At 71.8% G+C, this 13,859-nt stretch carries 15 protein-coding genes; 5 read left to right on the top strand and 10 right to left on the bottom strand.

Features of this window, described 5'->3' with window-relative positions:
- Nucleotides 1-59: 59 nt before the first annotated feature.
- The 9 genes from kynU to ACSC1Q_RS32885 all read right to left on the bottom strand — a co-directional run bounded on the left by kynU (nt 60) and on the right by ACSC1Q_RS32885 (nt 8,451).
- Nucleotides 60-1,292: a kynureninase gene (gene kynU / locus ACSC1Q_RS32845; protein ID WP_436762586.1), complete on the bottom strand. Its 1,233-nt coding sequence runs from the start codon at nt 1,290-1,292 to the stop codon at nt 60-62.
- Nucleotides 1,293-1,418: 126 nt separating this feature from the next.
- Nucleotides 1,419-2,390: an amidohydrolase family protein gene (locus ACSC1Q_RS32850; protein ID WP_436762587.1), complete on the bottom strand. Its 972-nt coding sequence runs from the start codon at nt 2,388-2,390 to the stop codon at nt 1,419-1,421.
- The gene (locus ACSC1Q_RS32855) at nt 2,391-2,909 is read right to left on the bottom strand and encodes a 3-hydroxyanthranilate 3,4-dioxygenase (RefSeq protein ID WP_436762588.1); all 519 of its coding nucleotides are present in this window, start codon (nt 2,907-2,909) and stop codon (nt 2,391-2,393) included.
- Nucleotides 2,906-3,328, bottom strand: a complete 423-nt coding sequence (locus ACSC1Q_RS32860; protein ID WP_436762589.1) for a RidA family protein — start codon at nt 3,326-3,328, stop codon at nt 2,906-2,908. Before ACSC1Q_RS32860 ends, ACSC1Q_RS32855 begins: the two co-directional genes overlap by 4 nt.
- A complete protein-coding gene (locus ACSC1Q_RS32865; RefSeq protein WP_436762590.1) occupies nt 3,325-4,158 on the bottom strand; it encodes a 2-keto-4-pentenoate hydratase in 834 nt (277 codons plus the stop codon). Before ACSC1Q_RS32865 ends, ACSC1Q_RS32860 begins: the two co-directional genes overlap by 4 nt.
- Entirely contained in the window at nt 4,155-5,222 is a 1,068-nt protein-coding gene (gene dmpG, locus ACSC1Q_RS32870; protein ID WP_436762591.1) for a 4-hydroxy-2-oxovalerate aldolase, read from the bottom strand. The genes ACSC1Q_RS32865 and dmpG overlap by 4 nt, the downstream gene beginning before the upstream one ends.
- Nucleotides 5,219-6,166 (bottom strand): acetaldehyde dehydrogenase (acetylating), encoded by a 948-nt coding sequence (locus ACSC1Q_RS32875; RefSeq protein WP_436762592.1) that lies wholly within the window; start codon nt 6,164-6,166, stop codon nt 5,219-5,221. The genes dmpG and ACSC1Q_RS32875 overlap by 4 nt, the downstream gene beginning before the upstream one ends.
- A 40-nt stretch (nt 6,167-6,206) precedes the next feature.
- Nucleotides 6,207-7,004 carry a 2-keto-4-pentenoate hydratase gene (locus ACSC1Q_RS32880; protein ID WP_436762593.1) on the bottom strand — a complete coding sequence of 266 codons (798 nt, stop codon included), beginning with the start codon at nt 7,002-7,004 and terminating at the stop codon, nt 6,207-6,209.
- Nucleotides 6,997-8,451 carry a 2-hydroxymuconic semialdehyde dehydrogenase gene (locus ACSC1Q_RS32885; RefSeq protein WP_436762594.1) on the bottom strand — a complete coding sequence of 485 codons (1,455 nt, stop codon included), beginning with the start codon at nt 8,449-8,451 and terminating at the stop codon, nt 6,997-6,999. Before ACSC1Q_RS32885 ends, ACSC1Q_RS32880 begins: the two co-directional genes overlap by 8 nt.
- 74 nt (nt 8,452-8,525) lie before the next feature.
- Here ACSC1Q_RS32885 and ACSC1Q_RS32890 point away from each other — a divergent pair, with 74 nt between their 5' ends.
- The 5 genes from ACSC1Q_RS32890 to ACSC1Q_RS32910 all read left to right on the top strand — a co-directional run bounded on the left by ACSC1Q_RS32890 (nt 8,526) and on the right by ACSC1Q_RS32910 (nt 12,259).
- Nucleotides 8,526-9,284 carry an IclR family transcriptional regulator gene (locus tag ACSC1Q_RS32890; RefSeq protein WP_436762595.1) on the top strand — a complete coding sequence of 253 codons (759 nt, stop codon included), beginning with the start codon at nt 8,526-8,528 and terminating at the stop codon, nt 9,282-9,284.
- A gap of 118 nt (nt 9,285-9,402) precedes the next feature.
- The gene (locus tag ACSC1Q_RS32895) at nt 9,403-10,116 is read left to right on the top strand and encodes a dienelactone hydrolase family protein (RefSeq protein ID WP_436762596.1); all 714 of its coding nucleotides are present in this window, start codon (nt 9,403-9,405) and stop codon (nt 10,114-10,116) included.
- 340 nt (nt 10,117-10,456) lie between these two features.
- Nucleotides 10,457-10,999: a VanZ family protein gene (locus ACSC1Q_RS32900; RefSeq protein ID WP_436762597.1), complete on the top strand. Its 543-nt coding sequence runs from the start codon at nt 10,457-10,459 to the stop codon at nt 10,997-10,999.
- Between the two features lie 150 nt (nt 11,000-11,149).
- On the top strand, nt 11,150-11,902 hold the full coding sequence (locus tag ACSC1Q_RS32905) for a GntR family transcriptional regulator (RefSeq protein ID WP_436762598.1): 753 nt from the start codon (nt 11,150-11,152) through the stop codon (nt 11,900-11,902).
- Between the two features lie 126 nt (nt 11,903-12,028).
- The gene (locus tag ACSC1Q_RS32910) at nt 12,029-12,259 is read left to right on the top strand and encodes a hypothetical protein (RefSeq protein ID WP_436762599.1); all 231 of its coding nucleotides are present in this window, start codon (nt 12,029-12,031) and stop codon (nt 12,257-12,259) included.
- Between the two features lie 208 nt (nt 12,260-12,467).
- Here ACSC1Q_RS32910 and ACSC1Q_RS32915 read toward each other — a convergent pair whose 3' ends face one another.
- Nucleotides 12,468-13,778: a hypothetical protein gene (locus ACSC1Q_RS32915; protein ID WP_436762600.1), complete on the bottom strand. Its 1,311-nt coding sequence runs from the start codon at nt 13,776-13,778 to the stop codon at nt 12,468-12,470.
- Nucleotides 13,779-13,859: the final 81 nt, after the last annotated feature.

Consider the following 13,859-nt stretch of genomic DNA (forward strand, 5'->3'; position numbering starts at 1 on the left):
CCCGGCGGGTCAGGAGGCGCCTCGCCCGGTGACAGGCCCCACCGGGCGACGAGTCCCCCTCAGGTGACGGTGAGACGGCCGGCGTAGCGGTCGTCGCGCCAGTGTTCCTTCTCCAGCACCTCGGCCAGGACCACGGCCGCGTCGTAGGCGTCCGCGAAGCGGATGTAGAGCGGCGCGAACCCGAACCTGAGGACGTCGGGAGCCCGGAAGTCGCCGTGGACGCCACGGTCGATCAGGGCGCGCATGACCGGATAGCCGTCGGGATGACCGAAACTGACCTGGCTGCCCCTGCGCTCCGGGTCGCGGGGCGAGACCAGCTCCAGCCCGTACGGCGCGCAGAGCTCCTCGACGAGCTCGATGAAGATCGAGCTCAGCGCCACGCTCTTGGCCCGTACGGCGGCCAGGTCGACGCGCTCCCAGATGTCGAGCGAGGCGTTGAGCGAGGCGAAGGACAGCACGTGCGGGGTGCTCACGGTGAAGCGCCGGATGCCGTCGGCGGGACGGAAGCCGGGCTCGAACGCGAACGGCGCCGCGTGGCCGTGCCAGCCGGTCAGCATGGGCCGCGCCTCGGCCTGGTGGCGCGGGTGGACGTAGACGAAGGCCGGGGATCCGGGGCCGCCGTTCAGATACTTGTAGGTGCAGCCGACCGCGAAGTCGGCCGCCGAGACGTCCACCTGGTAGGCGCCGGCGCTGTGGCACAGGTCCCAGATCATCAGCGCGCCCGCCTCCTGGACCAGCGCGGTGACCGTCGCCGTGTCGTGGCGGGCCCCGGTCCGGTAGTCCACCTCCGACAGCAGCACGCACGCGACCTCGTCGGAGAGGGCGGCGGCGAGGTCGTCGACGCCGGTGACGTCGCGGATCTCGTAGCCGCCCAGCGCCTCGGCCAGCCCCTCGACCACGTAACGGTCGGTGGGGAAGTTGGCCAGGTCCGAGACGACGACCCGGCGCCCGGGACGCAGCCTCAGGGCGGCGGACACGGCCTTGACGACGGCGATCGAGGTGGTGTCGCCCACCGCCACCTGGCCGGGGCCCGCGCCGATCAGCGGGGCGAGCCGGTCGCCCGTGGTGAGCGGGAGGTCGAACCAGCCGGAGGTGTTCCAGGCGCCGACCAGGCGGCCTCCCCACTCCTGCTCCACGGTCCGCGTCACCGCCGCCGTGGCGGTCCTCGGCGGGGCGCCGAGGGAGTTGCCGACCAGGTAGATCGTCCCGTCGGGCAGGACGAACTCGTCCCTGACGTCCTTGAGGGGGTCGGCGGCGTCGAGCGCGACACACTCCGCACGGCTGATGGCCACGAATCGTCTCCCGGTTTAGGCTCCTGGCAACCCTCCCATAATGCCGTCAATGCCGGATTTCATGGCATTCCTCCCCGATCGGCGTCCTACTCGATCAGCTTCCTCGCCGATCGGCGTCCTTCCCGATCAGCGGCCGAGAAACCGGGTGGCGTTGCCGCCGAGCAGCTTGGCGCGGGCGGTGTCGGAGAGGAACCCGGCCCGGCGGACCAGCGAGCCCACCGGCGACTCGCCCAGCGGGTAGGGGAAGTCGGAGCCGAGCATCACCCCGTCCTCCCCCATCGTGTCGACCAGCAGCCGCAGCGCCCGCTCGTCGAACACGACCGAGTCCACGCTGAACCGGCCGAGATAGTGCGACGGGGGGAACTCCGAGACCCCGACCAGGTCGTCGCGGCGGTGCCAGGCGTTCTCGAACCGGCCGAGCCAGAAGGCGAACGAGCCACCGCCGTGCGCGAAGCACAGGCGCAGCGTCTCCGGAACCCGGTCGAGGACACCGCCCAGGATCAGGGCGAGCACCGACAGGTGCGTCTCGGCGGGCATGCCGACCAGCCACTGCGCCATCCAGCGCTCCAGCCGGGGGCCGCCCGCCATGTCCCAGGGGTGGACGAAGACAGGCGCGCCCACCGAGGCGCAGTGCTGGAGGAACTGGACGACCCCCTCGTCGTCGAGGTCGCGGTCGCCGACGTGGTTGCCGATCTCGACGCCCGCGTGCCCGGCGGCCAGGCACCGGTCGAGTTCGGCGCAGGCCAGGTCGGGGTCCTGGAGCGGCACCTGGCAGAACGGCACCAGCCGCTCGGAGGCGCAGACCTCCAGCGCCAGGTCGTTGAACACCCTCGCGACCCGTACGGCCTCGGCCGCCGGGCGCTCGTAGGAGAAGAAGACCGGCGTCGGCGAGACGACCTGGACGTCCACCCCGTCGGCGTCCATCCGTTCCAGGCGGACCGAGGGGTTCCAGCAGTCGTCGGCGATCCGGCGGAACTCCCGGTCCCCGAGCAGGATCACGGCCTCCCGTTCGGAGTCGACCCTGAGCCGGGGCGCCCCCGGCCAGCCCAGATCGGGCCAGCCTTTGGGGACGTGGTGCGTGTGGACGTCGATGATCAACTACTGTCCCTTGCCGGGGTGCGGGGCGCCGCAGTTCTCGCAGGTGCGCGCCTTCTCGTCGTCGTAGAACGCCTGGAAGATCGGCGGCAGGTCGGTCACGATGTCCCGGACCTGGAGCTCCACCTCGTGGACCACGCCGCTGCACTCCGGGCAGTACCAGAGGAACCGCTCCAGCACGCCCTCCGGCCTGACCCGCTCCACCACCAGGCCGACCGACCCCTCCTCCGGGCGCTGCGGCGAGTGCGGCGTGTTCGGCGGGAGCAGCCACATCTGGCCCTCGCGCACGTGCACGGTCTCCGGCCCCCCGGGGGTCATCACGTTGACGTGCATGTTGCCGCGTATCTGGTAGAAGAGCTCCTCGTACGGGTCGATGTGGAAGTCGGTCCGCGCGTTCGGGCCGCCGACGACCATGACGATGAAGTCACTGGCGCCCTCGAAGACCATCTTGTTGCCCACCGGCGGTTTGAGCAGGTGGGCGTGCTCGTCGATCCACTTGGTGAGGTCGATGGGCGGGATCACGGGCGCTCCTCCGGTCGGTGGGCCACGGCCTGAATCTCGATGAGCAGGTGCGGGTGGGGCAGTTGGTGGACGGCCACGGTGGTGCGCGCCGGGCCGGTCTCGTCGAAGTACTCCGCGTAGACCGCGTTGTATCCGCCGAAGTCGTTGATGTTCACCAGGTAGGTGGTGATCTGCACGAGATCGCTCAGGTCGGCTCCCGCCGCCTTGAGGATGTCGCCGATGTTCTCTATAACGGCCCTGGTCTGCTCGGCGATGTCGAGCGCGACCGTGCCGAACTCGTCGGCCTCCGCTCCCGCGATCGTGTTGTCGGGCCTGCGCGAGCTGGTCCCGGACACGTACAGGAAGTCTCCCGCCCGTTTGACGTGCGGGAACCTGCCTCGCGGCGTGGCCTTCCCCGCGACGACGAGCCCGTCGCTCATGATCCCTCCCCTTCCGGGACCCCGGGTTCCGGAGCACCCGGTACGGTTCCCGGGGCCTTCGGAGCGGGTTCCGGCGCGGAGGCGGCGAACGAGACCGAGCCCAGGTGCTGGATCTCGGCCCGAACCCGCGCGCCGGGCGCGAGCGGCTCGGCGGGCGTGGCGGCCCCCGCGAGGAGGACCCAGCCCGGCTCCAGGACCGTCCCCGCCTGGAGGGCGAGGCGCGCGGCCTCCGCGAGGGCCCGGCGCGGGTCGCCCAGGATCGCGCCGGTCGACCCGGCGTGGACCACGCGCCCGTCGATCTCCAGGACGACGCCCAGGTTCCAGCGCGACGGGTCGTACGGCTGCCAGGGGCCGACGGCGTACCCGGCGGCCGAGGTGTTGTCGGCGATCACGTCGGGCAGCGAGAACCTGAAGTCCTCGTAGCGCGAGTCGATCACCTCGATGCCGGTCGCGACGGCCGCGATGGCGCCCGGCGCGAGCGCGTCGCCCGGCGACGCGATGCGCCGCCCGACGAGGTAGACGATCTCCGGCTCCACTCTCGGATGGATATATCTCGACATGTCCGCGTACGAACCGTCGAGGATGGCCGACGACTCCGGCACCCGGCCGAAGATGATGTCGCGCACGCCCATCTGGCGGCGCTTGCCCTCGCTGGTGAAGCCCAGCTTCACCCCGGCGAGCCGGTCCCCCCGCTCCAGGCGGAGCCGGATCAGCTCCTCCTGGACCCGGTAGGCGTCGGCGACCCCGTAGTCCTGCTCGGGCCTCGGCACCGCGCGGGCGGTACGGGCGGCCTCGTCCAGGACGGCGGCGAGCTTGTGCACGTCGGTCACGACCGCTCTCCCGTCCGCGCCAGGTCCGGCTGCTTCTCCGACCGTGCCGGGTCCGTTCGCTCCGCCGACCGTGCCAGGTCCAGTGCGATGTCCACGATCATGTCCTCCTGGCCGCCCACCATCCGGCGGCGGCCCGCCTCGGTCAGGATGGTCCGGGTGTCGACGCCGTACCGCGCGGAGGCCGCCTCGGCGTGCCGCAGGAAGCTGGAGTAGACCCCCGCGTAGCCGAGCGTCAGCGTCTCCCTGTCCACCCGGACCGGCCGGTCCTGCAACGGCCTGACCAGGTCGTCGGCCGCGTCCATCAGGGCGTGCAGGTCGCAGCCGTGCTCCCAGCCCATCAGGTCGGCCACCGCGGCGAACACCTCGATCGGGCAGTTGCCCGCGCCCGCGCCCATCCCGGCGAGGGAGGCGTCCACCCGGTAGGTGCCGTTCTCCACCGCGACGACCGAGTTGGCCACGCCCAGGCCCAGGTTGTGGTGGGCGTGGATGCCGATCTCCGTACCCTCGCCGAGCACCGAGCGGTAGGCCAGGACCCGCTCCCGCACCCCGTCCATGGTCAACCGGCCGCCGGAGTCGGTCACGTAGACGCAGTGGGCCCCGTACGACTCCATGAGCGCGGCCTGCCGGGCCAGCTCCTCGGCGGGGGCCATGTGGGACATCATCAGGAACCCGGCCACGTCCATCCCGAGCTCGCGCGCGGTGGAGATGTGCTGGGCGGAGATGTCGGCCTCGGTGCAGTGGGTGGCGATCCTGACCGAGGTGACGCCGAGGGCGTGGGCGCGCCTGAGGTCCTGGATGGTGCCGATGCCGGGCAGCAGCAGGGTGGTCAGCCTCGCCCGCCGCACGACCCCGGCGACCGCCTCGATCCACTCGTCGTCGGTGTGCGCGCCCGCCCCGTAGTTGAAGCTCCCCCCGGAGAGGCCGTCGCCGTGCGCGATCTCGATGGCCGCCACCCCGGCGGCGTCGAGGGCCGCGGCGATCTCGGCGGCCTGGGCGACGGTGTAGCGGTGCCGGATGGCGTGCATGCCGTCCCGCAGTGTCACGTCCTGCATGTACAGCTTCACGCGCCCACCTCCGCGTCCGTACGGGCGGCCGGGTCCGGCAGCTCGGCCAGGCGCTCGGCCGTGCGCAGCGCGGCGGCGGTCATGATGTCGAGGTTGCCCGCGTAGGCGGGCAGGTAGTGGGCGGCGCCCTCCACCTCCAGGAAGACGGTCACCTTGACGCCGCCGTCGCGGGTGCCGTCGGGCAGCGGCTCCCCGGCCGGGATCGTCTCGAACTGCACGTCCTGCTTGAGCCGGTAGCCGGGCACGTAGCCGTTGACCCGCGCCACCATCTCCAGCACGGCGCCCGCCACCTCCGCCACGGTCGTCTCGTCGCACTCGTCCACCAGGCAGTAGACCGTGTCGCGCATGATCAGCGGCGGCTCGGCCGGGTTGAGGACGATGATCGCCTTGCCCCTCGCCGCTCCGCCGACCCGCTCGATCGCCCGGGAGGTCGTCTCGGTGAACTCGTCGATGTTGGCCCGGGTGCCGGGCCCCGCCGACCGGGAGGAGATCGAGGCGACGATCTCCGCGTACCGGACGGGCACCCGCGAGGCGACCGCCGCGACGATCGGGATGGTGGCCTGCCCGCCGCAGGTGACCATGTTGAGGTTCCGCTCGGCGAGGTGGGTGTCCAGATTGACCGAGGGCACCACGTAGGGGCCGACGGCGGCGGGGGTGAGGTCGATGACGCGCTTGCCGTGAGCCTGGAGCACCCGGTCGTTGTGCCGGTGCGCGCCCGCGGAGGTCGCGTCGAGGACGACGTCCACCTCGGCGAACCCGGGCAGCGCGACCAGCCCCTCGACGCCCTCGTGGGTGGTGGCGACCCCGCGGCGGCGGGCGCGGGCCAGGCCGTCGGAGCCGGGGTCGATGCCCGCCATCGCGACGACCTCCACCTTCTCCGACAGCAGGGCCTTGGACATCAGGTCGGTGCCGATGTTCCCCGAGCCGATGATGGCGATCTTCACGAGTGGACCGCCTTCCCGGATCCTCCCGTGGCGCGGGCCGTCACGAGAACACCGTCCTGACCGAGCCGAGGCCCTCGATGTGGGCCTCGAACGCGTCGCCCGGCTCGGCGTCGACCACCGGGCCGAGCGCGCCGGTGAGCACGACGTCCCCGGCGCGCAGCGGGAAGTCCGTGCGGCCCAGCGCGTCGGCCAGCCAGACCGCGGCGTTGAGCGGGTGGCCGAGGCAGGCCGCGCCCGCGCCGGTGGACACCTCCTGGCCGCGCCGGTTCATGGTCATCCCGGCCAGGCGCAGGTCCAGGCCGCGCAGGCTCGCCGGGGTGTTGCCTAGGACGAACGCCCCGCTGGAGGCGTTGTCGGCGATCGTGTCGACGAGCGTGATGTCCCAGCCCGCGATGCGGCTGTCGACGATCTCGATCGCCGGAAGCGCGAAGTCGACCGCCCGGATGACGTCGGCGACCGTGAACGGGCCGCCCTCCAGGTCGCCCCCGAGGACCAGCGCGATCTCCGCCTCGACCCTGGGCTGCAGGAAGCGGCCGGTCGGCACGGGCAGGCCGTCGAGGTAGGCCATGTCGGCGAAGAGCATCCCGAAGTCGGGCCGGTCCACGCCGAGCTGGCGCCGGACCGCCTCGGAGGTCAGCCCGATCTTCCTGCCGACCAGCCTGCGGCCCTCGTCCAGCGCCCGCCTGGTGTTGATCTCCTGTACGGCGTAGCCGGTCTCGGCGCTCCCGTTCGGCAGCGTCTCGCGTACCGGGGCGCACGGCCTGCCGCTCCTGGCCGCCTCCAGCAGCCGGTCGGCCGCCTCCGCGTGCACGTCGGTGGCCTCGCTCCACTCAGTCATGTCCAGGCTCCAGCTTGATGGTGATCGTGGTGGGCTCGGAGTAGAAGTCCAGTGAGCGCGTACCGCCCTCGCGGCCGATGCCGGAGAGCTTCACCCCGCCGAAGGGGGTGCGCAGGTCGCGCAGGTACCAGGTGTTGACCCAGACCAGCCCGGCCTCCAGCGACCTGGCGACCCGGTGGGCCCTGCTCAGGTTCGAGGTCCAGACGGTCGCCGCCAGGCCGTACTCGCTGTCGTTGGCCAGCCCGACCGCCTCGGCCTCGGTGTCGAACGGGGCGATGTGGCAGACCGGGCCGAAGATCTCCTCCCGGTTCACCCGCGAGCCGGGCGGCAGGCCGGTCAGCACGGTCGGCTCGACGTAGTAGCCGCCGTCGCGGTCGTCGCCGAAGCGCGGCACCCCGCCCCCGGCGCGGATCTCGGCGCCCTCGTGCTTTGCGAGCTCGTAGTAGGAGAGCACCTTGTCCCGGTGCTCGGCGGAGATCATCGGCATCATCGTGGCGTCCTCGTCGGAGGGGCGGCCGAACCGCAGCTCCCCGGCGCGCGCGGCCAGCCGCCCGGTGAACTCCTCGAAGACCGGCCGCTGCACGTAGAGCCGCTCGGTGCACAGGCAGACCTGGCCGCCGTTGGTGAAGACCGACCGCACGCTCCCCTCGACGGCCGCGTCCAGGTCGGCGTCGGCGAAGACGAGCCCGGCGTTCTTGCCGCCCAGCTCGAACGAGACGGGCTTGACCCGGTCCGCGACCGCCTTCATGATCGTCGACCCGGTACGGCTCTCGCCGGTGAAGGTGACCGCGTCCACGCCGGGGTGCTCCACCAGGAACTGGCCGGTGGAGCCGCCGCCGAAGCCGTTCACGACGTTGAGGACGCCCGGGGGCAGGCCGATCGACGCGGCGATCTCCGCGAGCACCGCGACCGAGCCCGGCGTGTGCTCCGAGGGCTTGACGACCACGGTGTTGCCCGCGACGAGCGCGGGACCGAGCTTCCAGGTCGCGAGCAGGAACGGCAGGTTCCACGGCACGATCACCGCGACCACGCCGAGTGGCTTGCGGACGGTGTAGCTCAGCACGTCCGTCAGGTGGAACGCGTCCTCCGGGTGCTGGGCCGCGATCTCGGCGAACGACCGGAGGTTCGCGGCGCCGCGCGGGATGTCCAGGGTGCGGGTCTGGGTGACCGACTTCCCGGTGTCGGCGATCTCCGCCGCGACCAGGTCCTCGAACCGCTCCTCGATCGCGTCGGCGAGGCGGCGCGACCAGGCGGCCCGCTCCGCCACCGGCAGCGCCGCCCACCCGGGCAGGGCCGCGCGGGCGGCGGCCACCGCCCTGCCGACGACCTCCCGGTCCGCCTCACGGACCTCGCGCACCGGCAGGCCGGTCACCGGATCGTGGGTGGTGAACGTCGCGCCCTCGGCGACCGGCACCCCACCGATGAAGTGGTTCACCTGGTCAGACAAGACTGCTCCTCGGGGATGTACTCCTTAAGGTCACTATGTACGGGTATAGAGCCGTGAGTGGCCCATAGGCAAGAATGCGTTCCGTGAAACGGAACCCCGACCGGCTGTCCGTGCTGGAGAAATCCTGGCTCGTGCTGGACGCGTTCCGTCCCACGGGAGGGCCGCTGCGCCTGACCGACGTCGCCGAGCGCTGCCACCTGCCCAAGACCACCGCCTTCCGGCTGCTCACCGAACTGACCTCGATCGGCGCGGTCACCCGCCGCCCCGACGGCTACTATCTCGGCCGCCGCCTCTTCGAACTCGGGAGCATCGTGCCCCTGGAGCGCGACCTGAGACACGCGGCGCTGCCCTACATGCACGACCTTTACGAGGCGACCCACGAGACCGTCCACCTGGGCGTACGCGACGGGCTCGACGTCGTCTACGTCGAGAAGATCCGCGGCCAGGAGACCTTCGCGCTGCCCTCGCGCGTCGGCGGGCGCCTCCCGCTGACCTGCACCGGGATCGGCAAGGCCCTGCTGGCCTACTCGGGGCCCGACCTGATCGACGAGGTCCTCGGCCGCCCGCTGCGCCGGTTGACCCCGCACTCGATCGTCGACCCCCGTCGCCTGGAGGAGGCCATCGGCCAGATCCAGGCGGCGGGACTGGCCTACGAACGGGAGGAGGCCCAGCTGGGCGGCGCGTGCATCGCGGCCCCGGTGTTCGGCGACGGCGTGGCCGTGGCCGCGCTGTCCGTCTCGGTGCCGCTCGCCCGCTTCCAGCCCACCCGGCTCGCCCCGGCCGTCAAGGCCGCCGCGCTGGGCATCTCCCGCGCCCTGGCCAGGACCATCTGACGGCAGGACGTGTGCCGGTCCGCACATCTGTCCGCGTTCGACGGGTATGCGATTCACTGCCCGCCCGTCCGTCGCCGTACGCCGACCGCCGTAAGCCATACGCCAGCAGGAGGAACACGTGGAAGCTCGCACCGAGACGGTTACCGTCGCCGACGGCTCGTTCGACCTGCATCTGTGGCTGCCCCCGGCAGGCCGGGGCCCGGTCGTCCTGCTGGTCCAGGAGATCTACGGGGTGGGGCCGTACATCAGGAAGGTGGCCGAGGACCTGGCGGCGCTCGGGTACGTCGTCGGCGCCCCCGACCTGTTCTGGCGGATCCGGCCCAACTGGGTGTCCGACCACGACGACGCGGGGACGAGCCTGTCGGTCGAGATGGTCTCCACGTTCGACGTCCCCCACGGGGTGGCCGACTCGGCCGTGGCCCTGACGCACCTGCGGGGGCTGCCCGAGGCCGAGGGCGGGGCCGGGGTGGTCGGATTCTGCCTGGGCGGCTCGATCGGCTACCTGCTCGCGGCCACGGTCGAGGTGGACGCGGTCCTGTCGTTCTACGGATCCGCCGTACCCGACGCGGCGGGCATGCTGGAGAAGATCACCTGCCCGCTGCTGCTCGTGTTCGGCGGTTCCGATCCCTACATCCCGCGCGAGCGGGTCTCCGTGGTGGAGAAGGCCGCGGCCGGGCGGCCGAACGTCGAGGTGTACGTCGCCGAGGAGGCCGGGCACGCCTTCCACAACCACGAGGCCCCGCAGTTCCACGACCCGGAGGCCGCGCGGGCCGCCTGGGACCGGGCCGTGCACTTCCTCGGCCGCAACCTCGCCCCGGCCTCCCTCCCCTGAGACGCCCCCGCCCCGAAACCCTGAAGAACCCGAAGGACCCGAAGGACCCGAAGGACCCGAAGGACCCGAAGGACCCGAAAGCCCAGGAGGGTCCGAAGAACCTGAAAGCCCCGAAAGGCACCTCCCTGCCCTGGAGGCGGCTTCCCGCTCCAAGTACCCCCGGCCTCGTCTCCCGGGAGGACTGCGCCGGCCGGTCTCTCCCTCACCCCGATTCCCCCGCGCCCGGACGCCTTCGCGGCGCCGCCGAGGGTGGGAACGACCCTTGCTCGAAGGTCACCTTCTCGTAACCCTGGTGGCCGCCCTGCGGGCCTCCGCGCCCCGAATCGTTGATCATTGCCTCATGCACCAGGCGTGGCAGCAGTGGGGGAACATCGTCCTGGCGGCCCTCCTCGCGGTCCCCGCGGTCGTCGTGGCCGCCCGTCTGCTGACCCTCCGCCGCACCCGCGCCGGGCACCCCTTCCCCGCGCGCACCGCCCTGGCCGACGCGGTCACGGTGGCCGGTACCGCGCCCTGGATCTGGATGATCCTCACCCCCGGGGCAGGGGTCTCCGGCGTCAGCCTCGTCCCGTTCGCGGACCTGTGGGCGACACTCAACGGGCCGGGACAGGCGGCGTTCGTGCAGGTGGGAGGCAATCTCCTGGTCTTCGCCGCGCTCGGGGCCATGCTCCCCGTCCGTTCGGCGCGGTTCGCGTCACTCGCCAGGATCGCGACCGTGGCGGCCGGGGCTTCGCTCACCGTGGAGGTCCTCCAGTACGTCCTGCGCCTGGGGCGGGTGAGCTCCGTCGACGACGTGATCGTCAACGCGACGGGGGCCGTGTCGGCCGCGCTCGTCACGCGCCGGTGGTGGGCCGTCCGAATACCGGCTGGGACCGTTCCACGGTAACGGGCCGGAGAAACTCTTTAAGATCGCCACACGGGCACGATCCTCCCAAAAGAAGCACGATACCAACCTCCGTATCTGTGCGATCGTGGACAAGGCGGGGCAAGTTCTCTGGAGACGCCAAACCCGGTTGGTGACAGAGGGTGATCGAACGTGCAGCAGTCCCCGGTACCTCCCGAGCCCCCGATCTATCGGCGCATCGCCGACGGGCTTCGCGAAGCGATCCTGTCCGGCGATCTCCGAGACGGGGATCGGCTTCCGGGCGAGAACGCCCTGATGGCGAGGCACGGCATAGCCCGTGCCACCGCCAGGCAGGCCCTGTCCGTACTAATCAACGAAGGACTGGCCGTCCCCAAACGCGGCTCGGGGGTGTACGTCAGGCAGTTCCGCCCCATCAGGCGGCACGGCTCCCGGCGGCTCTCCCGCGACCAGTGGGGGCGCGGCGAGGCCATCTGGGACTCCGACACCAGGGGGCGCCCCTACACCGTGGACGAGGTGTACATCGACCGGGAGACCGCCGAGGACGCCGTCGCCCGGGTGCTGGGCGGCCCCGAGGTGTGGGTCCGCAGGCGGCGCTACTCGGTGGACGAGCGGCCGGTGCAACTGTCGGTCTCCCACTTCCCCGCCACCCTGGTGGAGGGAACCGCGATCACGAGAGAGGACACGGGCCCGGGAGGCGTATACGCGCGCCTCGGCGAGCTCGGCCACGCCCCGGTGCACTTCACCGAGGAGATCAGGGCCCGTATGCCCCATCCCCATGAGACCGTCCAGCTCGACCTGCCCGCGGGCACCCCGGTCATCGTGATCGCCCGGGTCGCCCGCACCGCCGACGGCGTCGCCGTCGAGGTCAACGAGATGATCCTCGATGCCGCCTCTTACGTACTTCAGTACGACTTCGACTCATAGATCAAGGCCATCCGTCAACCGATAGGTTGACCTGTCCCCCGCGATCATTGATTTCTCTAGAGAAGTGCCTCACCGTCAGAGGTGGAACGTCGCAAAGGCGGGCCTGGGCGCGGGGAAGGTGCACGGATGTCTCTCGACCGACATCTCGCTGAAATCGCCCGGGAGTTCCCCGACTGGACGATCTGGCGGAGCGACGCGGGCAGGTGGTGGGCCACCCGCCACCACCCGCTGACCTCCGCCCAGCGTGACGTCGGCTGCGCGATGACCATCGACGCGGACGATCCGGAAGGGCTGCGCGAGCAGCTACTCGACCAACGGGAACGTTCCGGCGACACGGAGCCGCGAACGGACACCTGAAGACCGCCCGGTGCCGGGATGAGCGGATCCGATGCGGTCCCGGCGCCGGGCCCCCAATCGCGGAAGCCCCCGACCCTATCGGGGGCGGGGGCTTCCGCTTGATCCTCGGGCCACTCCCGTCGATCGCCGGGCCACTCCCGCCACCCGTGACGCGCGACGTCTCCACGGCCGCACGAACCCGCTTCACGGTCTCCGGGGGCGGGGTCCCCTACTTCCTTCTGGGGGCGGCGTACTTCTCCTCGCCCTTGCCGGCCTTCCCCGCGGCCGGACCGAGGTCGGTGTCGGTGTCGTCGGCGCCGAGCCCGGCGGTGTCGTCGTACACCTCGACACGCGCCTCGTCGGAACGGTCGCCGCGCCGTTCGCCCGCGCCCCTGGCCGGGACTTCGTCGTCCACGATCACGCGTACGGACTCCAGGTCGGACGAGCTGTCGAAGTCGGCGTCCCGCGTGTCCTCGGGTCCGGCCTGCGGGGCGTGCCCGGCCTGTCCCGACGGCGCCTCCGCGCCGTCAGGTGTGACGGTGTCCGCCGCACCGGTTGCGCCCTGGACGTCGTCGGGAGCCTCGGCCGGGGCGGAGGTGGAAGCGGAATCGGGGACGTGATCGGGGTCAGGCCCGGCGACCGGGGCGGGCAGCGCGGGCTGGACGCGGGCCGGGGGCAGCACGGAGGCCTCGTCGACCAGGGGGCCGGACGTGCCCTCGCGGTGGAGCAGGTCCCCCAGGACGGCGCCCATCTCGTGCAGGCGGCGCATGACCTCGTGGTGGGTGTCGGTGAGATAGACGACCCGGCGGCCGGTGGTCTCGTCCAGGGCGGCGGCGCGCTGCTGGGCCGTCGACAGGGTGGAGTGCGCGTCGGTGTTGGCGGCGAGGACGGTCGCCTCCGCCTCGGCACTGGCGGCGCTCAGCGTGGAGTCGGCCTCGGCGCGAGCCTCCTGGACCGTCCGCTCGGCCTCGCTCCGCGCCGAGGTGACCATCCGGTCGGCCTCGGTGCGGGCACCGCGCAGGGTCTCCTCGGACTCGGCACGGGCCGCGTTGAGCGTCTCCTCGGCGTCGTTGCCAGCCTGGGCGAGCATCTGCTCGGCCGCGGCGGTGGCCTCGGCGACCCGGCGCTCGGCCTCCTGCTGCGCGGCGTTCAGGATGCCCTCGGCCCGATCCCGGGCGGAGGTGATCAGCCGCTCGGCCTCCGCGACCGTGTCGTCGCGGAGCTTGATCGACTCGGCCTCGGCGACCTGCTTCTTGGAGGCGGCCTCCTCCTCTCCGAGTTTCAGGATCTGGCTGAGCCTCTGGCCGAGCTCGTCGTAGTCCTGCGGGGCGTCCGAGATCCTCTTGCGGGCCTCGACCAACTCGATCCGGCCCTGCTCGGCCTGGTCGATCGCGCGCCCGAGCCGCTCCTCCAGGTCGCGGATCTGGTGGCGGTGGCGGTCCATGTAGTCGTGAACCTGACGACGGCTGTAGCCGCGCATGACGACCTCGAACGAGTCCTCATGCATCAGGTCGGGAAAGCTCTCGTGCTGGTTTGTCATGGCACTGCCCGTGGAGGTTGTGTGGCGGGAAAGGAGACGTCAGGAGACGACTTTCCTGCTTACTGCCCAAGTCCGCAACCG

Source organism: Streptosporangium heterodermiicola (assembly GCF_051390675.1).
Classification (GTDB): Bacteria; Actinomycetota; Actinomycetes; order Streptosporangiales; family Streptosporangiaceae; genus Streptosporangium.